The sequence below is a fragment of the Staphylococcus sp. EG-SA-17 genome (assembly GCF_017151845.1).
GTDB classification, from domain to species: domain Bacteria; phylum Bacillota; class Bacilli; order Staphylococcales; family Staphylococcaceae; genus Staphylococcus; species Staphylococcus aureus.
In genome coordinates, this window is record NZ_JACVZO010000014.1 from 20,180 (window position 1) to 42,864 (window position 22,685).

General features: G+C 33.4%; 25 protein-coding genes and 1 pseudogene. 19 read left to right on the top strand and 7 right to left on the bottom strand.

Annotated elements, in window-relative coordinates; translation table 11 throughout:
* Nucleotides 1-67: 67 nt before the first annotated feature.
* Nucleotides 68-376, bottom strand: coding sequence for a myeloperoxidase inhibitor SPIN (gene spn / locus IDG65_RS08155; RefSeq protein ID WP_000669523.1), 309 nt, complete (start codon nucleotides 374-376; stop codon nucleotides 68-70).
* A 366-nt stretch (nucleotides 377-742) separates the two neighbouring features.
* On the opposite strand from spn, the gene IDG65_RS08160 reads away from it, so the two are divergent.
* The 8 genes and pseudogenes from IDG65_RS08160 (at nucleotide 743) to IDG65_RS08195 (ending at nucleotide 7,016) form a co-directional block, all read left to right on the top strand.
* Entirely contained in the window at nucleotides 743-1,525 is a 783-nt protein-coding gene (locus tag IDG65_RS08160; protein ID WP_050964244.1) for a tandem-type lipoprotein, read from the top strand.
* Between the two features lie 47 nt (nucleotides 1,526-1,572).
* Nucleotides 1,573-2,351, top strand: a pseudogene (locus IDG65_RS08165) (tandem-type lipoprotein).
* A 60-nt stretch (nucleotides 2,352-2,411) separates the two neighbouring features.
* On the top strand, nucleotides 2,412-3,206 hold the full coding sequence (locus tag IDG65_RS08170) for a tandem-type lipoprotein (RefSeq protein ID WP_001205664.1): 795 nt from the start codon (nucleotides 2,412-2,414) through the stop codon (nucleotides 3,204-3,206).
* A 38-nt stretch (nucleotides 3,207-3,244) separates the two neighbouring features.
* Nucleotides 3,245-4,042: a tandem-type lipoprotein gene (locus tag IDG65_RS08175; RefSeq protein WP_001670268.1), complete on the top strand. Its 798-nt coding sequence runs from the start codon at nucleotides 3,245-3,247 to the stop codon at nucleotides 4,040-4,042.
* A gap of 180 nt (nucleotides 4,043-4,222) precedes the next feature.
* Nucleotides 4,223-5,032, top strand: a complete 810-nt coding sequence (locus IDG65_RS08180) for a tandem-type lipoprotein (protein ID WP_025174571.1) — start codon at nucleotides 4,223-4,225, stop codon at nucleotides 5,030-5,032.
* A 2-nt stretch (nucleotides 5,033-5,034) separates the two neighbouring features.
* Nucleotides 5,035-6,363, top strand: a complete 1,329-nt coding sequence (locus IDG65_RS08185; protein WP_000042462.1) for a hypothetical protein — start codon at nucleotides 5,035-5,037, stop codon at nucleotides 6,361-6,363.
* Nucleotides 6,360-6,683 carry a hypothetical protein gene (locus IDG65_RS08190; RefSeq protein WP_000971498.1) on the top strand — a complete coding sequence of 108 codons (324 nt, stop codon included), beginning with the start codon at nucleotides 6,360-6,362 and terminating at the stop codon, nucleotides 6,681-6,683. The genes IDG65_RS08185 and IDG65_RS08190 overlap by 4 nt, the downstream gene beginning before the upstream one ends.
* An 18-nt stretch (nucleotides 6,684-6,701) precedes the next feature.
* A complete protein-coding gene (locus tag IDG65_RS08195; RefSeq protein ID WP_000172540.1) occupies nucleotides 6,702-7,016 on the top strand; it encodes a hypothetical protein in 315 nt (104 codons plus the stop codon).
* A 327-nt stretch (nucleotides 7,017-7,343) separates the two neighbouring features.
* On the opposite strand, the gene IDG65_RS08200 is transcribed toward IDG65_RS08195, so the two are convergent.
* Nucleotides 7,344-7,604 carry a hypothetical protein gene (locus tag IDG65_RS08200; RefSeq protein WP_072433528.1) on the bottom strand — a complete coding sequence of 87 codons (261 nt, stop codon included), beginning with the start codon at nucleotides 7,602-7,604 and terminating at the stop codon, nucleotides 7,344-7,346.
* Between the two features lie 118 nt (nucleotides 7,605-7,722).
* On the opposite strand from IDG65_RS08200, the gene IDG65_RS08205 reads away from it, so the two are divergent.
* Nucleotides 7,723-8,925, top strand: coding sequence for a GTP-binding protein (locus IDG65_RS08205; protein ID WP_001062987.1), 1,203 nt, complete (start codon nucleotides 7,723-7,725; stop codon nucleotides 8,923-8,925).
* 657 nt (nucleotides 8,926-9,582) lie between these two features.
* Here IDG65_RS08205 and IDG65_RS08210 read toward each other — a convergent pair.
* The 4 genes from IDG65_RS08210 to IDG65_RS08225 form a co-directional block, all read right to left on the bottom strand.
* Nucleotides 9,583-9,645: a phenol-soluble modulin PSM-alpha-4 gene (locus IDG65_RS08210; protein ID WP_014532416.1), complete on the bottom strand. Its 63-nt coding sequence runs from the start codon at nucleotides 9,643-9,645 to the stop codon at nucleotides 9,583-9,585.
* Between the two features lie 63 nt (nucleotides 9,646-9,708).
* Nucleotides 9,709-9,777: a phenol-soluble modulin PSM-alpha-3 gene (locus IDG65_RS08215; RefSeq protein WP_014373779.1), complete on the bottom strand. Its 69-nt coding sequence runs from the start codon at nucleotides 9,775-9,777 to the stop codon at nucleotides 9,709-9,711.
* A gap of 51 nt (nucleotides 9,778-9,828) precedes the next feature.
* Entirely contained in the window at nucleotides 9,829-9,894 is a 66-nt protein-coding gene (locus tag IDG65_RS08220; RefSeq protein ID WP_014373780.1) for a phenol-soluble modulin PSM-alpha-2, read from the bottom strand.
* Between the two features lie 31 nt (nucleotides 9,895-9,925).
* Nucleotides 9,926-9,991, bottom strand: a complete 66-nt coding sequence (locus tag IDG65_RS08225; protein WP_014373781.1) for a phenol-soluble modulin PSM-alpha-1 — start codon at nucleotides 9,989-9,991, stop codon at nucleotides 9,926-9,928.
* 519 nt (nucleotides 9,992-10,510) lie between these two features.
* Here IDG65_RS08225 and IDG65_RS08230 point away from each other — a divergent pair.
* The 3 genes from IDG65_RS08230 to IDG65_RS08240 all read left to right on the top strand — a co-directional run bounded on the left by IDG65_RS08230 (nucleotide 10,511) and on the right by IDG65_RS08240 (nucleotide 15,237).
* Nucleotides 10,511-11,995 carry an NADH dehydrogenase subunit 5 gene (locus IDG65_RS08230; RefSeq protein ID WP_000948298.1) on the top strand — a complete coding sequence of 495 codons (1,485 nt, stop codon included), beginning with the start codon at nucleotides 10,511-10,513 and terminating at the stop codon, nucleotides 11,993-11,995.
* 12 nt (nucleotides 11,996-12,007) lie between these two features.
* Entirely contained in the window at nucleotides 12,008-14,713 is a 2,706-nt protein-coding gene (locus tag IDG65_RS08235) for a DUF2309 domain-containing protein (protein WP_052997666.1), read from the top strand.
* A 161-nt stretch (nucleotides 14,714-14,874) separates the two neighbouring features.
* The gene (locus IDG65_RS08240; protein ID WP_000831496.1) at nucleotides 14,875-15,237 is read left to right on the top strand and encodes a Na-translocating system protein MpsC family protein; all 363 of its coding nucleotides are present in this window, start codon (nucleotides 14,875-14,877) and stop codon (nucleotides 15,235-15,237) included.
* Between the two features lie 228 nt (nucleotides 15,238-15,465).
* Here the strand turns inward: IDG65_RS08240 and IDG65_RS08245 are convergent, their stop codons facing one another.
* Nucleotides 15,466-15,882 (bottom strand): hypothetical protein, encoded by a 417-nt coding sequence (locus tag IDG65_RS08245; protein WP_001805684.1) that lies wholly within the window; start codon nucleotides 15,880-15,882, stop codon nucleotides 15,466-15,468.
* 37 nt (nucleotides 15,883-15,919) lie between these two features.
* Here IDG65_RS08245 and IDG65_RS08250 point away from each other — a divergent pair, with 37 nt between their 5' ends.
* From IDG65_RS08250 to IDG65_RS08280, 7 genes are all read left to right on the top strand, one after another.
* Nucleotides 15,920-16,594, top strand: coding sequence for a phosphatase PAP2 family protein (locus IDG65_RS08250; RefSeq protein WP_000565817.1), 675 nt, complete (start codon nucleotides 15,920-15,922; stop codon nucleotides 16,592-16,594).
* A 36-nt stretch (nucleotides 16,595-16,630) separates the two neighbouring features.
* Nucleotides 16,631-17,365, top strand: coding sequence for an alpha/beta hydrolase (locus tag IDG65_RS08255; protein ID WP_001220805.1), 735 nt, complete (start codon nucleotides 16,631-16,633; stop codon nucleotides 17,363-17,365).
* Between the two features lie 128 nt (nucleotides 17,366-17,493).
* On the top strand, nucleotides 17,494-17,607 hold the full coding sequence (locus IDG65_RS08260) for a hypothetical protein (RefSeq protein ID WP_000513419.1): 114 nt from the start codon (nucleotides 17,494-17,496) through the stop codon (nucleotides 17,605-17,607).
* 164 nt (nucleotides 17,608-17,771) lie between these two features.
* Nucleotides 17,772-19,109 carry a sodium-dependent transporter gene (locus IDG65_RS08265; RefSeq protein ID WP_000828722.1) on the top strand — a complete coding sequence of 446 codons (1,338 nt, stop codon included), beginning with the start codon at nucleotides 17,772-17,774 and terminating at the stop codon, nucleotides 19,107-19,109.
* A 216-nt stretch (nucleotides 19,110-19,325) separates the two neighbouring features.
* Nucleotides 19,326-20,231 (top strand): PLP-dependent cysteine synthase family protein, encoded by a 906-nt coding sequence (locus tag IDG65_RS08270; RefSeq protein ID WP_000634098.1) that lies wholly within the window; start codon nucleotides 19,326-19,328, stop codon nucleotides 20,229-20,231.
* A complete protein-coding gene (locus IDG65_RS08275; protein ID WP_001036646.1) occupies nucleotides 20,224-21,366 on the top strand; it encodes a bifunctional cystathionine gamma-lyase/homocysteine desulfhydrase in 1,143 nt (380 codons plus the stop codon). The genes IDG65_RS08270 and IDG65_RS08275 overlap by 8 nt, the downstream gene beginning before the upstream one ends.
* Nucleotides 21,367-21,659: 293 nt before the next feature.
* Nucleotides 21,660-22,685 carry a methionine ABC transporter ATP-binding protein gene (locus IDG65_RS08280; RefSeq protein ID WP_000569292.1) on the top strand — a complete coding sequence of 342 codons (1,026 nt, stop codon included), beginning with the start codon at nucleotides 21,660-21,662 and terminating at the stop codon, nucleotides 22,683-22,685.

Here is a 22,685-nt window from a genome sequence, read left to right on the forward strand (position 1 = left end):
TGAGTTAATCACTGACTTCAACGTCATTGAGCTGTTTTTTGTGCTTTGTTACAAAGCATTATTGAATTTATTTTACGTGTTCATATTTTGAAACATCAAAGCCGTCTTGTTTAGCTTTGTTGATAATGTCTTTGATTGAATGTAGTCCTTTATCGGCGAAGTATGATCTTAAGTTGTCTTTTGTAGCTTGGTCAGCATTCTTATCTAATAACACATCAATATAACTTAATTCATGTTCTAAGAAGTTTGCATCATAATGTAGTACGAGTCCATTTTGAGAATAAACTTTCGCATCTGCTTGATTACCATATCCAACAACGCCAGTTGCTAAAACACCTACCATTGCCGTAGCTACTAAAACCTTTTTAAATTTCATATCCATCACTCCTCTAAAAATTGTAACTCCATCATAACACTGAATATTAAGAAAATTACGTTTATTAAGTCGATTTAATGATTTTTAATAAATAGTTAAAGTGACAAATATTGCTAAAAAGCAATTAATCTCTAATACGATACTTATGAATTTTCCTACTAAAACCTTGATTTCAAAGAGGGTTTAAATCAAATGAAACAATAATAAAAAAATGATGCAACTTAATAATAAGTACAAATTTAATTAAGAAATTAAATTGATTGTATATGTATATTTTGGTAACGTAAAAGAGAAATATACAAAATAATTAATTATTTATATGAAAAGAGAATATAAATGAAGTATAAAACAGAGAGACGTGAAGCGATGGGATATTTAAAAAGGTTTACATTGTACATAAGTATTTTTATTTTAATAGTTGTTATAGCAGGTTGTGGTAAAAGTGATGAAACAAAAGAAGATTCCAAAGAAGAACAAATTAAAAAGAGCTTTGCGAAAACGTTAGATATGTATCCAATCAAAAATCTCAAGGATTTATACGACAAAGAAGGCTATAGAGATGGCGAATTTAAAAAGGGCGATAAGGGTACATGGACTTTACTCACAAGTTTTTCAAAAAGTAACAAACCAGGCGAGATAGATGATGAAGGTATGGTGCTATATCTAAATAGGAATACCAAAAAGGCAACAGGTTATTATTTTGTAAATAAAATTTATGATGATATTAGCAAAAATCAGAATGAGAAAAAATACCGTGTTGAACTTAAAAATAATAAGATTGTTCTTTTAGATAATGTAGAAGACGAAAAACTTAAACAAAAAATTGAAAATTTTAAATTTTTTAGTCAGTATGCCGATTTTAAAGATTTAAAAAATTATCAAGATGGAAGTATAACAACTAATGAAAATGTACCGAGCTATGAAGCAGAATACAAATTGAATAATAGTGATGAAAATGTAAAAAAACTTAGAGATATTTATCCAATTACAACGAAAAAGGCTCCAATATTAAAGTTACATATAGATGGTGATATAAAAGGAAGTTCAGTTGGATACAAAAAAATAGAATATAAATTTTCAAAAGTTAAAGATCAAGAGACAACATTAAGAGATTATTTAAATTTTGGGCCGTCTGATGAAGATATCTAAAGTTTATTAGATATAGAAATAATTCTAAAACAGAGAGACGTGAAATGATGGGATATTTAAAAAGGATTGGATTGTGCATAAGCCTGTTGATTTTAAGCATTTTTGTAACATCTTGTGATAGTGATAATAAGATCACTGGAGATTCAAAAGAAGCACAAATTAAAAAGAGTTTTGCAAAAACTTTAGATATGTATCCAATTAAGAATCTCGAGGATTTATACGACAAAGAAGGATATAGAGATGGTGAATTTAAAAAGGGAGACAAAGGGACGTGGGTTGTTAGATCTGAAATGATAATTCAACCAAAAGGTAAAAGTTTAACTTCAAGAGGCATGATATTATACATGAATAGAAATACTAGGACCACAACTGGTTATTTTTCAATAGAAGAAATAGATTCAAGAAAAAACCTTGACGAGAGAGAAACAGAAAAAAGTATCCTGTGAAAATTATAAACAATAAAATTATTCCAACCGTAAAGATAAAAGATGAAAAGTTGAAAAAGGAAATTGAAAACTTTAAGTTTTTTGTTCAATATGGGAGTTTTAAAGGAATAGAGAATTATGAAAATGGTCACATTTCCTACAATTCTGAAGGTCCTATTTATTCCGCGAGATATCAACTGAAAAATGATGATTATAATGTTAAAGAATTACGAAAAAGATATGATATACCAACAGAAAAGGCGCCCAAATTATTGTTGAAAGGTTCGGGGGATTTGAAAGGGTCTTCAGTTGGATATAAGGAAATTGAATTTATATTTCTAGAAAATAAAAAAGAAAATATATATTTTTCAGATGGATTAAACTTAATTCCAGGTGACTAAAAATAACACAAAGGTTGATGGTGCTCAACAAATATTAACATGATAGAGAGAAGTGAAAAAATGAGGGATTCAAAAAGAGTAGTATTGTACATAAGCATTATGGTGTTGAGTATTTTTATAATTGGTTGTAATAGTTCAAGCGAGAATGCAAAAAAATCAAAAGAAGACTCAAAAGAAGACCAAATCAAAAAGAGTTTTGCGAAAACGTTAGATATGTATCCAATTAAGAATCTCGAGGATCTATATGACAAAGAAGGATATCGAGATGGCGAATTTGAAAAAGGTGATAAGGGGACGTGGACGATATATACAGATTTTGCCAAAAGTAATAAAGCGGGTGAATTGGATAGTGAAGGTATGGTATTACATTTGAATAGAAATACGCGGACGGCTAAAGGATATTATTTTGTAAGAAAAACTTATAACGAAGAGGATAAGATGCTGCAAAGGAAAGATTATCGTATTAAACTTAAAAATAATAAAATTGTCCTTTTAGATAAAGTAGAAGATAAAAAACTCAAACATAAAATAGAAAATTTTAAATTTTTTGGGCAATATGCAGATTTTAAAGACTTGAAAAATTATAAAAACGGGAAAATATCGAGCAATGAAAATGTTCCATATTATGAAGCAGAGTACAAAATAGAAAATAGTGATAGAAATGTAAAAAAACTTAGAAATGTTTATCCAATTACAACCAGTGAATCGCCAACTTTAAAATTTCATATAGATGGGGATATAAAAGGTAGCTCGATAGGATATAAAAAAGTGGAATATATCTTTTCAAAGCAAAAAGATAACCAAATTTCTGTCAGTGATTTTTTAAATTTTAACCCATCAAAAGATAATCAGTAGAGATTCAATAAAAAATCAGACAAGAAAGATGTGGAATAATGAGAAATTTAAAGAGAGACGTATTGTACATAAGCATTATGGCTTTGAGTATTTTTATAATAGGCTGTGATAAATCTAGTGTTACTGCTGAAAAAGCAAAAGAAGACTCAAAAGAAGACCAAATCAAAAAGAGCTTTGCGAAAACGTTAGATATGTACCCTATTAAGAATCTCGAGGATTTATACGATAAAGAAGGATACCGTGATGGCGAATTTAAAAAGGGTGATAAGGGGACGTGGGTTATTAGATCTGAAATGACAACAGAACTAAAAGATGAAAATATGGAATCCAAAGGTATGGTCGTACGTTTAAATAGAAATACCAGAACAACTACAGGTGAGTATTTTGTTAGGATAATCAAAGAAGACAATGAGGGCAAGGTATATAGTGATGAACGAAAATACCCAGTCAAAATTGATAATAAAAAAATTATTCCATTAAAATTAATCGATGATGAAAAAGTTAAAAAAGAAATTGAAGAATTTAAATTCTTTGTACAATATGGGAATTTTAAAGAATTGGAAAACTATAAAGATGGTAAAGTGTCATATAATCCAGAAGTACCAATTTACTCTGCGCAATATCAATTGAAAAACAGTGATTATAATGTAGAGCAACTACGTAAGCGATATAATATCCCAACAAGAAAGGCGCCTAAATTGTTATTGAAAGGCTCAGGTAATTTAAAAGGATCCTCAGTCGGATATAAAAATATTGAATTTACCTTTGTTGAAAATAAGGAAGAAAATATTTACTTCACAGATAGTATTAATTTCAACCCAAGTGAGGATAAATAAGTATATTTAGTATTATAAAAAACACGTTAGAACATTTAATAATAAAGTTAAATGAATTACATGTATTAAATTGAATAAGTTAGTTTTGTTTGATAACATAAAAGTGCAATAATCACTATTTTATTAAGTTGTATGAAATATTCAAATGTTTATAAAATTAAAGCAGAGAGATGTGAAATGATGGAGTATATAAAAAAAATTGCTTTGTACATGAGTGTATTACTTTTAATCATTTTTATTGGGGGATGTGGAAATATGAAAGAAGAACAGAAAAAAGAAGCAAATACAAATAAAACAGATTCAAAAGAAGAGCAAATCAAAAAAAGCTTTGCGAAAACGTTGGATATGTATCCTACTGAAAATCTAGAAGACTTTTATAACAAAGAGGGATATCGAGATGGAGAATTTAAAAAAGATGATAAAGGTACTTGGCTAATTAGATCTGAAATAGTTAAACAGCCAAAGGGCAAAGTGATGAAAACAAGAGGTATGCAATTATATATTAATAGAAATACCAAAACAGCCAAAGGTTTCTTTGTTTTGAAAGAAATAAGTGAAAATAATAATCGTGTAAATAAAGATAAGGAGGAAAAATACGAAGTGAAAATGGTAGGAAATAAAATTATTCCTACTGAACAAATTAATGACGAGAAAATAAAAAAAGAAATTGAAAACTTCAAGTTTTTTGTGCAATATGGAAAGTTTAAAAATTTCGAAAAATACAAAAATGGTGAGTTTTCATATAATCCAGAAGCACCAATTTATTCGGCTAAATATCAATTACAAAACGACGATTACAATGTAAGGCAACTACGTAAAAAATATGACATTTCAACAAAAGAAGCGCCTAAGTTACTTTTAAAAGGTGGAGGGGATTTAAAAGGTTCCTCAGTTGGTCAAAAAGATATTGAATTTACATTTGTTGAAAGAAAAGGTGAGAATATTTATTTTAATGATAGTGTTGAATTTATACCAAGTGAGGATAAATAAATATGAGTAAACCAGAATATCAACTAAACCCAGGTAAAATAAATGCAAATACAGAAGAAACATCTGCTATATCCTATTTTAGTTATCAAATTGAAAATGCAAATATTAGTGGTTTGGATAAAGTAAAAATGTATCAGCAAATTGATATACTAAAAGATAGATACAAATTCCCTTCTAATCTTGAATATGTTGATAGTTACACTGATTCTCTTACTGGAGTAACAACTTCTGCTTTTTTAAATAAAGATACAGGCAAAGTAACTCTCGGGATGACTGGGACTAATTTACAAGACGAAGCCTTTAAAAAGTTAAAAGAAGGTGAATTTTCAAGACAAAATTTTACCAATGCTTTGGAAACAGTTAAAGATGGATATGCAGATCTTAAAATATTATATTCTCCTGCATCTGATCAAAACTATAGATATGCGAATACACAAGAATTTATAAATAAAATAAAAAGTAAGTATGACATTGATTTTATTACTGGTCATTCACTAGGTGGAAGAGATGCAGTAGTTCTAGGAATGAGTAATGGTATTCCGAACATTGTGGTTTATAATCCAGCTCCTATTTCTATAACTAGTTTGAATCCTAATTCCCCAGATGGAAAACGATTGTTAGAGTTATATAAAAATTATAAAGGTAATATTACTAGGTTTGTTGCAGAAAATGATGCATTGACAGAAAATCTGAAGAAATATAAGCATTATGTTTTTTTCGGTAATGATAAAGTCTTTAAAAATGGTAAAGGTCATGGAATGGAAGGCTTTCTGACCAAAGAAGAACAAAAAGCTATAAAAAAAGAACTAAAAAAACTACAAGGTTATGCAGAAGAAAATAATAAGTCATTTGTAAAGCATTCAAATAATGCTATCTCTAAATTAGCTAGTATAGAATTACTTAGAGCAAATATGATGACTACAAATGGAGGAGGATTATCTTCTTCGCAGCAAAAAGTTTTAGAAAGTTTAACAGCTTTAACAATTGCGCAGTCATTCAGTCAACTGATAGACGATGAAATTAATCAAATCAAAAAAATGTATAATGAAAAGAAAAAGAAATTTGGAAAAAATTGGGAAGACGCTCAAAAAGCTGGAAAAGCTGTAGGTGAAGATTTGAGTGTAAATGGAGTTCTCAATGCTTTAGATGAAGGTCAAGTGAATGAAAGTAGTATGGTAAGAGAACCTGAACAAATGATATCTGCAAAAGAAAGACAACTTTCAACGATAGGGTCTTCTGTATCAAATTATATTATGAGAGTTAGACTCAGTATTAATGAAATCGTTGATAAAGATCAAGTGCTTGCATCACAAATAGGTGGATTACTATGATGTTTAATCAAATTAATAATAAAAATGAATTAGAAGAATCATATGAATCTGAGAAAAAACGTATAGAGAATGAACTGCAAAATTTAAATGAACTTAGGCATAGAACTCGAAAAGAAAATGAACGTAGTTATGATGTTTTTCAATATTTGAAGCACGAAATGAATTATAGTGAAGATGCCCAAAGGAAAATGACGAGAAATATAGAAGCGTATGAGCAAGAAATCAATGAGATAATTAGAAAGCAAGAATGGAAATTAGAAGAATATAAAGAAGACTTAAAAAAGTCTTATGAAAAGCAGTTAGATAAACTAAGTGACTGATAATTTGGAGGAGATTAAATGACTCTAATAGAACCAGATATGAACTTAAGAATGCCAGATATAAGTACTACAGTAGAAACACTTAATCTCATATCTAAAATGGAAGCGCAAAAAGAAAATATTCGCACAGTTATTGCACCTGAACATAAGCATAAATATAAAGATATTGAAAATGGGTTAAAAGGTGAAGAAAAAGTATTAATTGAACAAATGGCGCAGCATTGCGAAGCTTTTAAAGCTAATTTTAAAGGCGCAGCTCAAGGAGATTGGGTTAAAAGTGCTATGTCTGAGATTGACAGCATTAAGGATGACCTGAAAAAAATTAATAGCTAAACTACATATCATATTAATAAATAAAGCTCCCTTCAAAATTTTCATTTTTTCAATGTCTACTTTGGAGGGAGCGCTTCAGTATATTCACAACTGACACTAGGCCGCTTCTTTTTAATTTATTTTATTCCCATGTAAAGTAATTCGAACCGAATGGACATACCACACTCACAATTGTAAAAACACAACTTAAATTACTGTCCCGCATTAAACATATCCACATTCCAAACAGCAACAACAAAATCCTCAAGTACCAAAAGCTATGACCACTTTATCAAAATCAACGCAAGTCAACATCGACCGAACTACTTGCCATTAATCATCCTCACCTTACAAACCATAAAGCGCTGCAGTTAAGTATTGAATGGCATAGCCAATTGAAATGAAAATAGCAATCGTTATAATAGCACTGCCAATGGTATATAACGTATGTTTCGTAGATAATCCTTCAGTCTTTGAACCAAAAACACTGAGTAGAATAAATGCAATACCAATGACATATAAAACTAAAATGACAAATAGCATGTTTATACACCTCGATTCTCTTTCGTGAGATATATCTTTGTCTCCATTATAAAGTAAAGCGCTCAATAATTTAATTAAGTATACTATTTTTTTATTATCGAAGATTGCGAAAGATGAAACGCTCCTATATAATGTAAAACGGAATTATTCCTATTTACAAATAAATTGAAGTGAGGGTATATATATGGCTAAAATTCCAGTTACGGTATTAAGTGGTTATTTAGGCTCGGGGAAAACAACATTGTTAAATCATATTTTACAAAATCGTGAAGGTCGACGTATCGCGGTAATTGTAAATGATATGAGTGAAGTTAATATCGATAAAGATCTTGTCGCAGATGGTGGGGGACTATCGCGTACAGATGAAAAATTAGTCGAACTCTCTAATGGTTGTATCTGTTGTACACTTAGAGATGATTTATTAAAAGAAGTTGAGCGTTTAGTGAAAAAAGGTGGCATCGATCAAATTGTTATTGAGTCAACAGGGATTTCAGAGCCAGTACCTGTTGCACAAACTTTCTCATATATTGATGATGAACTTGGCATTGATCTTACAGCGATTTGCCGTTTAGATACAATGGTTACAGTTGTTGATGCTAACCGCTTCGTACATGACATCAACTCAGAAGATTTATTGATGGATCGTGATCAAAGCGTTGATGAAACAGATGAACGTTCGATTGCTGATTTATTAATTGACCAAGTTGAATTTTGTGATGTATTGATTATTAATAAAATTGATTTAATTAGTGAAGAAGAACTTGCAAAGTTAGAAAAAGTGTTAAGCGCATTGCAACCTACTGCTAAAATTATTAAGACAACAAATTCTGAAGTAGATTTAAAAGAAGTCTTAAATACGCAGCGTTTTGATTTTGAAAAAGCGAGCGAGTCAGCAGGATGGATCAAAGAACTTGAGTCTGGTGGGCATGCATCGCATACACCTGAAACAGAAGAATATGGTATATCATCGTTTGTATATAAACGTCGACTTCCTTTCCATGCTAAAAGGTTCAATGATTGGTTAGAAAGCATGCCAAATAATGTCGTTCGATCAAAAGGTATCATATGGCTAGCACAATACAATCACGTAGCATGTTTATTATCTCAAGCAGGGTCATCTTGCAATATTCATCCAGTTACATATTGGGTGGCTAGTATGTCTGAAGCGCAACAAACACAAATATTAGCAGAACGTCAAGATGTCGCAGCTGAATGGGATCCAGAATATGGCGATCGTCATACACAATTTGTCATTATTGGTACAGAATTAGATGAAGAAAAATTAACAAAAGAACTCGACGCATGCTTAGTCAATGCGCAAGAAATTGATGCAGATTGGCAACAATTTGAAGATCCATATCAATGGCAAATTAGACCAGCACGATAAGTTGAATGAAGTATAATCATTTTTAAATTGTGGCTTAATTGTTTGCAATTTATGACAATTAATAAAAAGTTAAGGTGTTCTTAGGATCTTTTTGTTTTCAATCTATTTAAAGTGTGATAGTTTTGATAAAGCAGAAATTTGCATTTTATCCATAGGGCTAGGACATGTATGTGTCTTAGTCCTTTTTATGTTTGCTTTGATGAAAAATGGCAAAACCATCGTACCAACTGTTAATTGAAGGTACAATCATTGTTTAACAGTCATAAAAATGAGTGAAGTAAATGCAGCTATCAATGTACTATTAACACTTACGGTCACACGAGTGTTTCAGTCTAAACGTGCAACGCAATTCCGCACGTGGCCAATATATCTTGCGCTAGATCATGAAAATCATTAAGATTTCGCACGCCAAATCATGAATGTCTCAGACCTCGAGTATCAAACATAAAACACGCCACAAAAATATAACGCGTCAGACTACAAAGATCACGAATATTCCGTACGTCCCACGAAGAACATCCTATACAAAAAAACCAAGACCATTTATTTGCAACAAACTAACAAGACTAACCTCACATCAATAAATCAACACAAAGCAAAGCCACCATCCCTATTGGCATAGTGGCCTGAGAATTTTAAGTATTCAATTCGCTTAAATTATTTTGCGAAAATGTCGATAATTGCTTTGATGATTTTAATGATAGTACCTACAATAGCCATCGTTTTGTCCTCCTGTATGTTGATTTAACATAGTGATGAGTTGTTGATCGTTAATGTTTGAGATTAGTTGTTACCTAAAAATTTACCAAGTAAATCTTTAAAGAATTTGAATAATTTTGCTACGAATTCCATGTGAATGGCCCCCTTCAAATAAGATGTTCATATCTATGAGATTTTTATAACTTACTTACCAGTGAATTTCTCAATTAATCCTTTAATGAATTTAATGATTCCTGCAATGATACCCATGTGAAAGACCTCCTTTGTTTGTTATGAAATCTTATTTACCAGTGAATTGTTCGATTAAGCTTTTGATAACTTTAATGATGCCAGCGATGATACCCATTAAGATTACCTCCTTTGCTTATGAGTTAACTTCATTGTACATAGTTATCTTGTGCGTAATTGATTTTTTCCTAACTTGAATTGTTATGATCATAACTGCGAATTTTTTATTTTAAAAGGACGGGAAATACTGCCTAACTGTACAGGTGCATTTACAAAATCTTTACAATCATTGGTTTAATAGAGGTTAAGCTGATGAATTTGACATGAAGCAGAAATTTAATTATATTTTATGTTATAAGTTTAAAACGAATAACACGTTAGGTCTCGTCTAGGCAAAGCATATTTATGAAGATGAATTGAACAGACAGAAGTAACATTTTATATACATATGTGCATGGGAGCACGCTTAAAGAGAACACTGCAACAAGGTATATCAACGTACCGTGATGCAGTGTCTAGTTAAACTGAAACCTGCAATAGTAAATTTTCTGCCATTATGTACAGAATCTACTATTGTAGGTTTTTATTTTTATACATAAGCAATTATGCGAGAGATTAGAAATAAGGAGGTTATGCAGTGTTAAGTTTTCAATTGCTATTTTCACTGTTTGTTATTGCGCTTATCATTGCATTGATAAGTGGCTTGTTGTTTTTAGCACCAGTTATGCCAATGAGATATATTAAATTACATTTATACATACTAGTCATGCCAGTATTATTTGCAGTCATTGGCTTTTTCGGTATTCATGGTCAACATGTCTTAGGTCCATTTAAAATAGATCGTTTATCTTGGTTATTAGCTGGCTTTGTAATGGCGCTTGGCTTTATTATTCAAAAGTTTTCAATGCGATATTTACTAGGTGATCATCATTATAGACATTACTTTCCATTGTTCACTGCGATTACGTCGTTTGCATCTTTAGCATGGATGTCTGAAGACTTAAGACTGATGGCACTCTGCTGGGGTATGACATTATTATGTTTAACATTGCTGATGAACGTTAATCGTTTTTGGAAAGTGCCACGTGAGTCTGCGAAATTATCAAGTATGACATTTTTATGTGGTTGGCTTGCATTCGTTGGAGCAATTGTAACTATTTATATTGCGACTGGCGAGTGGCGCGTGCCTCAACATATGTCTAATTCGACATGGTCATTGTTGACGAATGTACTACTTGTATTAGCTGTCATGATACCGGCAGCACAATTTCCTTTTCATCGATGGTTGATTGAATCTGTAACGGCACCAACGCCAGTATCGGCAATTATGCATGCAGGAATTGTGAATGCAGGTGGTGTTATTCTAACTCGTTTTGCGCCGATATTTGATAATGGATTTGCGTTATCATTATTACTTATCCTTTCTAGTATTTCTGTATTGTTAGGATCGGGTATTAGCTTAGTTCAAGTTGACTATAAACGCCAATTAGTGGGCTCTACGATGAGTCAAATGGGCTTTATGTTAGTTCAATGTGCATTGGGTGTATATTCAGCAGCGATTATTCATTTAATATTGCACGGTATTTTTAAAGCAACATTATTTTTACAATCAGGTTCTATCGTGAAGCGATTCAATATTCCAAAACAAGCATCTGCTAAAGACGCTTATGGCTGGATTGTCATGGGACGTGTATTAGCTATTATCGTGGCATTTCTATTTTGGATGAGTAGTGACAGAAGTGCATATGAAGTGTTAAGTGCACTCATTCTAGCATGGTCATTACTTGTATCTTGGAATCAGATGGTAGCCTTTAGTAAAGGGCGCATGGCACGTCTTGTTGGCATGATTTTGATTGCAATTGTGACATTTATCTACATCATCACACATAATTATTTTTACGATGTATTGCGAAATATAACAACACATGCGACAACACCGCCTACAGTGAGTGTCATCATTAGTGTTGTCATTTTAATCTTTGGTAGTTTATTAAGTATTTGGGTGGCGCGTCATCGATACTCTAAGGGTTTTGCGGTATTGTACGTGTGGTTAGTTAATCTAGGTGAAGCACGCTCGAAAGCGATAGAAAGTCATCCGAATTATTTGAAGAAGTATTTATAGGAGGTGAAAGGTATGACAACACAGTTAAATATCAATTCAGTCATTGAAAATGCGAAACGTGTTATTACACCATTATCACCAATTTCGATTTTTGCAGCACGAAATCCATGGGAAGGATTAGAAGCGGATACGTTTGAAGATGTTGCAAAATGGTTACGTGATGTTCGAGATGTGGATATTTTTCCAAATAAAGCATTAATAGAAAGTGCTGTGGCACGTGGTGAATTAGACGAAAGTGTCTTTAATCAACTTGTTACTGATATGTTACTTGAACATCACTACAATATCCCGCAACACTACATCAATCTTTATATTGATAACATTAAAACATTAAAAGACGTACCTACATCATATATGAATCATTCAAATGTTGATGTTGTTGCTGATCTACTATTAGAAAAATCAAAACGTGATATGGCTGAATCATATCATCACTATGATGTACGTCCGATGAGTGATGCAATAATAGATGAACAAGGTGAGCCACTTAGCGAACAAGTGAATCGTCAAATGATTAAATGGACGAAACTTTATATCGATCAATTTCTATCGAGTTGGACAATGCCGAAGCGAGAGCAAAGTTTTTACCATGCATGGTTGCATTTAGCGCAACATGACCATAGTTTTACTAAAGCACAGCGCCAAGTGATTAAAGGCTTACCCAATGATCCTGAAATGACGATAGAGTCAGTATTAACTCATTTTTCAATAGCGCAGGAAGACTACCAAGCTTGTGTTGAAGGACATCTTTTGGCGTTACCGGGTTGGGCAGGTATGTTGTATTACCGTTCACAACAGCATCACTTTGAACAACATTTGTTAACGGATTATTTGGCCATTCGGTTAGTTGTCGAACAATTGCTAGTTGGTGATGAGTTTAAGTCAGTCACTAAAGATTGTGAAAGTAGATCGGAAAATTGGTTTAAGCAAACTGTTGCATCATGGTGTTACTACAGTGATATGCCTAGCGATGTATTACTACAACATGACGTCAATGAAATTCAAACGTTTATTCATTTTGCAGCAACTATGAATAAAAATGTATTTAAAAATTTATGGCTAATTGCCTGGGAAATGACATACGAATCTCAGTTAAAACAAAAAATTAAAGCAGGTCATGAGAGTGTGGCGGGCGCATTAGATGTAAACCAAGTAAATGTCTCAGAAAATGATAACGCTAATCAGCCACATTCAGTATTGTTAAATGACACACAAGCAGTTGATGAAAATAATAGCGAGCTAAATCAGATGGGCACATCAACGAAAGCGCAAATTGCATTTTGTATAGATGTTCGTTCAGAACCATTTCGTAGACATATCGAAGCGGCAGGGCCCTTTGAAACGATTGGTATTGCAGGTTTCTTTGGATTACCTATTCAAAAAGATGCCGTAGACGAACAATTCAAACATGATTCATTACCTGTCATAGTACCGCCGGCATATCGCATTAAAGAATTTGCAGACCGCTACGATATGAATGTTTATCGACAACAGCAACAGACAATGTCATCGATGTTTTACACATTTAAATTGATGAAAAATAATGTCATGCCTAGTCTGTTATTGCCTGAATTAAGTGGGCCATTTTTAAGCTTGAGTACCATTGTCAATTCGATTATGCCTAGAAAAAGTCGCGCGTCTTTACAAAAAATAAAACAAAAATGGTTGAAAAAGCCTGAAACAAAGTTAACGATTGATCGTGAGTTTGACCGAACATCAGACTTACCTGTTGGATTTACTGAGCAAGAGCAAATTGATTTCGCGTTACAAGCGTTGAAATTGATGGATTTAACCGAAGCATTTGCGCCGTTCGTTGTGTTAGCAGGTCATGCTAGTCATTCTCATAATAATCCACATCATGCATCACTTGAATGTGGGGCTTGTGGTGGCGCATCAAGCGGTTTTAATGCTAAGTTATTAGCGATGATATGTAATCGTCCAAATGTCAGACAAGGATTAAAACAAGCAGGCGTAGTAATTCCGGAGACAACTGTTTTTGCGGCAGCAGAACATCATACGTCTACTGATACGTTGGCATGGGTATATGTGCCAGACACATTATCAGCTTTAGCTCTAGATGCATATGAATCATTGAATGACGCGATGCCGATGATTTCTGAACACGCGAATCGCGAACGTTTGGACAAACTGCCAACGATTGGTCGTGTGAATCATCCAGTGGAAGAAGCGCAGCGGTTTGCGAGTGATTGGAGTGAGGTACGTCCAGAATGGGGCTTGGCTAAAAATGCATCATTTATAATTGGACGACGCCAATTAACAAAAGGCATTGATTTAGAAGGGCGGACATTTTTACACAATTATGATTGGCGTAAAGATAAAGATGGCACATTGTTAAATACCATCATTTCTGGTCCGGCACTTGTGGCACAATGGATTAATTTACAATATTATGCGTCGACAGTTGCGCCGCATTTTTACGGAAGTGGGAATAAAGCGACACAAACCGTCACGTCAGGTGTTGGTGTCATGCAAGGTAATGCGAGTGATCTGATGTATGGCTTATCATGGCAATCTGTTATGGCTGCTGATCGAACGATGTATCATTCGCCAATTCGTTTGCTTGTCGTTGTTCAGGCACCCGACTATGTTGTAGCAAGACTACTCGCGAATAATGACCATTTCGCTAGGAAGGTGTCTAATCATTGGCTGCGTTTAATGAGCGTTAATGAGGAAGGGCGTTTTAAAAGTTGGATTTAACGATGATATGTTGCGATGCTAAGTAACTAATATATCATCATATCTACAATGTTCTAGCTTCTTAAAATATACTAAAAATGATAAACTTAATGTAATAGTTGATGTCGTGATAACGATACAAAGATGAAGTAATCAATTTTAATATTATTGGAGTTAGTGATATGAAAAGAACGAAAGGTGAAATCGAAGCTGAAATCAGTAAAGCCATTACGCAATGGGAAAAAGATTTCCTTGGCAGAGGTTCCTTGTCAGTTAAATCAGACATTTTAAGAGATATGGTGATTATTAGTTTACAAGGTATCTTAACGCCAGCAGAATATCGTGTGTGTAGTACGAATGAAGGATTATTAAATATTAAACGAACACGTTCTGAATTAGTTGAATCCGGTGAGCAAGATTTGAATGATATCATTCTTAAAATTACAGGTATCAAAGTGATGAGCTTCCACAGTGATTTAAGTACAGTTACAGGTGAACGTATTATCGTATTCAAACTTGAGGATAATTTGGAAAAGCATATTTAAGAAGGTTAGGTATGCTTCTGCTGGCTTATTAAAGCTATAGAAGTATGCTTGGTTAAATAGCGCAACGCCATATATTTGGGTGTGCTGTTTTTCTATTATATGATGTGTTTATTACGTGGATGAATGCGTGGGTCTGAATATAGCCCGTGAAAGGCGTATGTCATAAAATTTGCGAATGGTGACAAGTCAACGCAAGCATATTTGTTGCGAGACATGCCCACTATCCTTTTACATAAAGAGTATATGTGTGACGTATGCATATAATCGATAAAGTATACCTAAAAAATTAGGTATAATGACCATTGTTGCAATAAGTTTTTCGGCCTTGAAACCGATAACGCATAGTATAATAGGAATAAAATATAATACAAATATCCAGTAAATCAAATTTGAAAACGATGGATGAATAGGGGTAAAGAATCTAACTAATGTAATGATTAACGCTATATAGACAAAAATAACTCTATTGATACGCCTTACCCCCTCTGTATAATAACTATAAATCGTACTAAATTGAAAATAGCAAAATATTGTTATTTCAATTATACAATGTTTTATTTGCAATATACATAACAATATGAACTTTATAATTTTGATATTGTCGGTAAAGTGAAATTTGTGGCACATTGATATTATGGATAACATTTGTAAAATGAAAATGATGATACGAGGAGATTGTAAGATGATAGATAAAAAATTAACATCACCGAAAATGACAGTGCCTTTATTTTTAATCGCGCTGATTGTATTTATAGGTATGTTTTACAGTGTAGTGACAAATCAAGAATGGCTTAAAAATATAGATATGGGATCATTAACATGGTTTACAGATTATTTCGGTGAGCCACAACGTCAGTATGTTAACAATTTATTTAATTACTATATGACGTTTAGTGCGGAAATTGGAGATGTCAAAGGTGTCGTGTTGATTTCCATTATCATCACAATCATACTGTTTATTAAACAGAGGCATTTAGCGGTTTGGTTTGTGACATATTTGGTTTCAGGCGTCATCATGAACAAATTAATTAAAGATACTGTTTTACGTCCAAGACCATATAATCATTTAGCCGTTGATACAGGCTTTTCATTTCCAAGTGGACATTCCAACGCCAGCACATTATTATATTTCGCCTTAATGATCATAATTATTTCACTTGCTGCTAAGACAATAACAAAAGTGTTGAGTGCGCTAGTTATGGGAATATTATGGCTTAGCATATTATTTTGTCGCCTTTATTTTCATGCGCATTACTTTTCAGATGTCATTGGCGGCACGTCACTAGCAATCATTTGGGTAGCGTTATTCTTAATGGTATACCCATACTTTATTAATCATCGACGACAACGCGTTTAGCAAACATCTTTAGACATAGTGGAGGTATATAGAAAAATGAGAATTAAAACACCGAGTCCATCGTATTTAAAAGGCACAAATGGACATGCGATATTATTATTACATTCATTTACAGGTACAAATCGGGATGTGAAGCATCTTGCAGCTGAGTTAAATGCACAAGGATTTAGTTGTTATGCACCGAATTATCCAGGTCATGGCTTACTGTTGAAAGATTTCATGACATATAATGTAGATGATTGGTGGGAAGAAGTTGAGAAAGCTTACCAATTTTTAGTCAATGAAGGTTATGAATCTATCAGTGCAACGGGTGTGTCTTTAGGTGGATTAATGACATTAAAATTGGCGCAACACTATCCTTTGAAACGTATCGCTGTCATGTCAGCACCAAAGGAAAAGAGTGACGATGGCTTAATAGAACATTTAGTTTATTATAGTCAACGCATGTCGAATATTTTAAATTTAGATCAGCAAGCATCGAGTGCGCAATTAGCAGCAATTGATGATTATGAAGGTGAAATTACGAAGTTTCAACATTTTATTGATGATATCATGACAAATTTAAATGTTATTAAAATGCCAGCTAATATATTATTTGGTGGTAAAGATGCGCCATCCTATGAAACAAGTGCACATTTTATTTATGAACATTTAGGATCAGTAGACAAAGAATTAAATGGTCTGAAGGATTCGCATCATTTAATGACGCATGGAGAAGGCAGAGATATTTTAGAAGAAAATGTTATTCGCTTTTTCAATGCTTTAACATAATTGAAGATTTTAAAAATTAACACTTGAGTGACGATGTTATTATATTTGTCATTTGAGTGTTTTTTGTGGCGTGATAGTATAGGGAACTTAGCTAAAGTTAATTTGTAGTGTGATGTCGTGGAAATTTTATGGGCATTGTACCTGAAGTTGTTATGTGGCGAGATGTTGGGGATATAGATGGTGTTGTATGTGGCGAGATATTGGCGTACGTATACAGCGTTGAACCAGAAAATTTAATGTAGCGTAATGACAACACATTACAAGAGTTGATTATATTATGATAAATCCAGGTGCTACCGTACTAATGAAACAAATTTGATGCAGGTGTATTGCATGTTATTTACATACATGTTAGAGTGTTACTTAAACACGTAGACGCTTTAACGCTTTAAAGGAGATGCGAATGATGAAAAGACAACAATCACAATGGAAGTCATCAACTGGATTTATTTTAGCTAGTGCGGGTTCTGCAATCGGTCTTGGTGCCATGTGGAAATTCCCATATATGGCAGGGATTTATGGCGGCGGTGCCTTTCTAGCTATGTTCTTAATATTCACCATTTTTGTTGGGTTGCCATTACTCATTATGGAATTCACTGTTGGGAAAATGGGACGGACATATACAACACAAATATATAGTAAATTAACTGGTAAAAAATGGCTCAATATCATTGGCTGGAACGGTAATTTGGCAGTGTTTATTTTATTTGGCTTCTATAGTGTTATCGGTGGTTGGATTGTCATTTACATCGGACAAGTATTATGGCAATTAGTTATATTTCAACGCATCAATCATCTCCAAGAAATGAATTTTGAAGCGGTAATATCAAATCCTTGGTTAACTGTTCTAGGGCAAGGTATATTCATATTCGCTACGATGATTATTGTCATGTTAGGTGTTGAAAAAGGATTAGAAAAGGCATCGAAAGTTATGATGCCATTGCTGTTTGTCTTTTTAATCATCATTGTGATTAAGTCTTTAACATTAGATGGTGCCTTAGAAGGTGTGAAATTTATTTTACAACCAAGAGTATCAGAGATTACTGCTGACGGTATCTTGTTTGCGCTAGGCCAATCATTCTTTACGTTATCATTAGGAACTACAGGTATGATTACTTATGCGAGTTATGCCTCTAAAGACATGACGATTAAGTCATCAGCTATTTCTATCGTTGTTATGAATATCTTTGTATCTGTATTGGCAGGTCTAGCTATATTTCCGGCGTTACATAGTTTTGGCTATGAACCACAAGAAGGGCCTGGATTATTATTTAAAGTACTGCCAATGGTCTTTAGTCAAATGCATCTAGGCACATTATTCTATTTGGGATTCTTAGTGCTGTTCTTATTTGCGGCTTTAACGTCATCTATTTCTTTATTAGAATTAAATGTTTCTAACTTCACGAAGAATGACAATACAAAACGTAAAAAAGTCGCAGTGATCGGTAGTATTTTAGTATTTATCATTAGTATTCCAGCAACCTTATCTTTTGGTATCTTAAAAGATGTAAGATTCGGTGCGGGAACGATTTTTGATAATATGGATTTCATCGTTTCGAATGTATTGATGCCATTAGGCGCATTAGGTACTACGCTTGTCGTAGGACAATTATTAGATAAAAAATTATTACAACAATATTTTGGTAAAGATCGATTTAGATTATTCAGTGGTTGGTATTACTTAATTAAGTATGCGATGCCTGTCGTTATTATCTTAGTCTTTATCGTGCAATTATTTAGTTAATATATAGAAGCATCTGACACACAAGTATTTGTGTTGATCAGGTGTTTTTTTGTTTGGAATTGAAAAGTTAGTACTGGTTCTGAATTAATCGAAACTTAGATAATTGCAAAATAACAAAATGTCGTTTATAATTCTTATCTGAAAAGTAAGAATTAAAATTGAGATATGAAGAAAGGTTTCATTCATTTGATCGGCATGTCAGATGAGGGTGCATCTATGATTACTTATGATTTAATTGGCAATACACCATTAGTACTGTTAGAACATTATAGTGATGATAAAGTTAAAATTTATGCCAAGCTTGAACAATGGAATCCTGGAGGCAGTGTTAAAGACAGACTCGGGAAATATTTAGTAGAGAAGGCAATTCAAGAAGGGCGTGTGCGTGCAGGTCAAACTATTGTTGAAGCGACTGCTGGTAATACAGGCATAGGGTTAGCTATTGCAGCGAATAGACATCATTTGAAATGTAAGATCTTTGCGCCGTATGGTTTTTCAGAAGAAAAGATTAATATTATGATAGCGCTTGGTGCAGATGTTTCAAGGACGAGTCAGTCTGAAGGTATGCATGGGGCACAATTAGCTGCACGTTCCTATGCTGAAAAATATGGTGCCGTTTATATGAATCAATTTGAATCCGAACATAATCCGGATACATATTTTCATACATTGGGACCCGAATTGACTTCAGCATTACAGCAAATTGATTATTTTGTGGCTGGTATTGGCTCTGGCGGTACATTTACAGGTACCGCACGTTATTTAAAGCAACATCACGTGCAATGTTATGCCGTTGAGCCAGAAGGGTCCGTGTTAAATGGAGGGCCAGCTCATGCACATGACACTGAAGGTATCGGTTCTGAGAAATGGCCGATATTTTTAGAGAGACGTCTTGTAGATGGGATATTTACGATTAAAGATCAAGATGCCTTTCGAAATGTCAAAAGTTTGGCTATAAATGAAGGGTTGTTAGTAGGCAGTTCTTCAGGTGCAGCATTACAAGGTGCATTGAATTTAAAAGCGCAATTATCTGAAGGTACGATTGTTGTCGTATTTCCAGATGGTAGCGATCGATATATGTCTAAGCAAATATTTAATTATGAGGAGAATGATTATGAATAAGAAAACTAAATTAATTCACGGTGGACACACAACGGACGACTATACAGGTGCAGTTACTACACCAATTTATCAAACAAGTACATATTTACAAGATGATATTGGTGATTTACGTCAAGGATATGAATATTCTCGTACTGCGAATCCGACAAGAAGTTCTGTAGAAAGCGTTATTGCGGCATTAGAAAATGGCAAACATGGCTTTGCATTTAGTTCAGGTGTTGCAGCAATCAGTGCAGTTGTTATGCTGTTGGACAAAGGTGATCATATTATTTTAAATTCAGATGTATACGGCGGTACTTATCGCGCATTGACAAAAGTATTTACACGATTTGGCATTGAAGTGGATTTTGTAGATACAACGCATACAGATTCAATTGTACAAGCGATACGCCCAACAACAAAGATGTTGTTTATTGAAACACCTTCTAATCCATTATTACGTGTTACTGACATTAAAAAGTCTGCTGAAATTGCGAAAGAACACGGTTTGATTTCAGTCGTTGATAACACATTTATGACACCTTATTATCAGAATCCATTAGATTTAGGTATCGATATTGTTTTACATTCTGCAACGAAATATTTAGGTGGACATAGTGATGTCGTTGCTGGTTTAGTTGCAACATCGGATGACAAGCTTGCAGAACGTTTAGCATTTATTTCAAATTCAACAGGTGGCATTTTAGGACCTCAAGATAGCTATTTACTTGTGAGGGGTATTAAAACATTAGGTTTACGTATGGAACAAATTAATCGCAGTGTTATTGAAATTATTAAAATGTTACAAGCACATCCAGCTGTGCAACAAGTGTTCCATCCAAGTATTGAAAGTCATTTAAATCATGATGTCCATATGGCTCAAGCTGATGGCCATACAGGTGTGATTGCATTTGAAGTGAAAGATACAGAAAGTGCCAAACAATTGATTAAAGCAACATCGTATTACACATTAGCTGAAAGTTTAGGTGCAGTGGAAAGTTTAATTTCAGTACCTGCACTGATGACACATGCATCCATTCCAGCAGATATTCGAGCTAAAGAAGGTATTACAGACGGACTTGTAAGAATTTCTGTAGGTATTGAAGATACTGAAGATTTAGTGGATGATTTAAAACAAGCACTAGATACGTTATAAATAATAGCAGCACTGGCATATATTTTGAGTTCAACGTTTGTTGTTCTTGAATATGCTAGTGCTTTTTTGTGCGATGTTAATATTTCGTAATTGCGTTGTGGAGGATTGCTGGTCATTTTTATTCATTTAATTCGATAAATGTCATAGTAGCCTCACAATTCATCATTGTCACATGAATTGCTTATTTTTTAATTTTTTAGAAAATTCGGCAAATTGTATTGACGATATATGCAATTTTACATATAATGCTCTTATTCCTAGTGGATTAATAAGAATTTGTAGGAGGGGCGATGATGATTGAGTTTCGACAGGTAAGTAAGACCTTTAATAAAAAGAAGCAAAAAATACATGCTTTAAAAGATGTATCATTTAAGGTCAATCGCAATGATATTTTTGGTGTGATTGGATACAGTGGTGCTGGAAAAAGTACGTTGGTAAGACTCGTGAATCATCTTGAAGCTGCCTCAAGTGGTCAAGTGCTTGTAGATGGACATGATATTACGAATTATAGTGAAAAAGGCATGCGAGAAATAAAAAAAGATATCGGTATGATATTTCAGCATTTCAATTTATTAAATTCAGCTACCGTATTTAAAAATGTAGCAATGCCACTCATTTTAAGTAAGAAAAGCAAAACAGAAATTAAGCAACGAGTAACGGAAATGCTTGAATTTGTAGGATTGAGTGATAAAAAAGACCAATTTCCTGATGAATTATCTGGTGGGCAGAAGCAAAGGGTGGCTATTGCAAGAGCGCTTGTTACTAATCCGAAAATACTCCTATGCGATGAAGCAACAAGCGCATTGGATCCAGCAACGACTGCTTCGATATTGACGTTATTAAAGAATGTCAATCAAACCTTTGGCATTACAATTATGATGATTACACATGAAATGCGCGTTATTAAAGACATTTGTAATCGTGTTGCTGTAATGGAAAAGGGGCAAGTGGTTGAAACAGGAACTGTTAAAGAGGTGTTTAGTCATCCTAAAACGACGATTGCTCAAAATTTTGTGTCTACAGTTATACAGACTGAGCCAAGTACATCATTGATTCGTCGATTGAATGACGAACAAGTTGGCGATTTTAAAGATTATAAAATCTTCGTCGAGGAAACTCAGGTGACACAACCGATTATAAATGACTTGATTCAAATTTGTGGCAGAGAGGTTAAAATTTTATTTTCATCTATGTCAGAAATACAAGGTAACACCGTATGTTATATGTGGCTTCGATTTAATATGGATCAACAATTTGATGACACGGCAATAAATCAATATTTCAAAGAGAAAAATATTCAATTTGAGGAGGTGCATTAA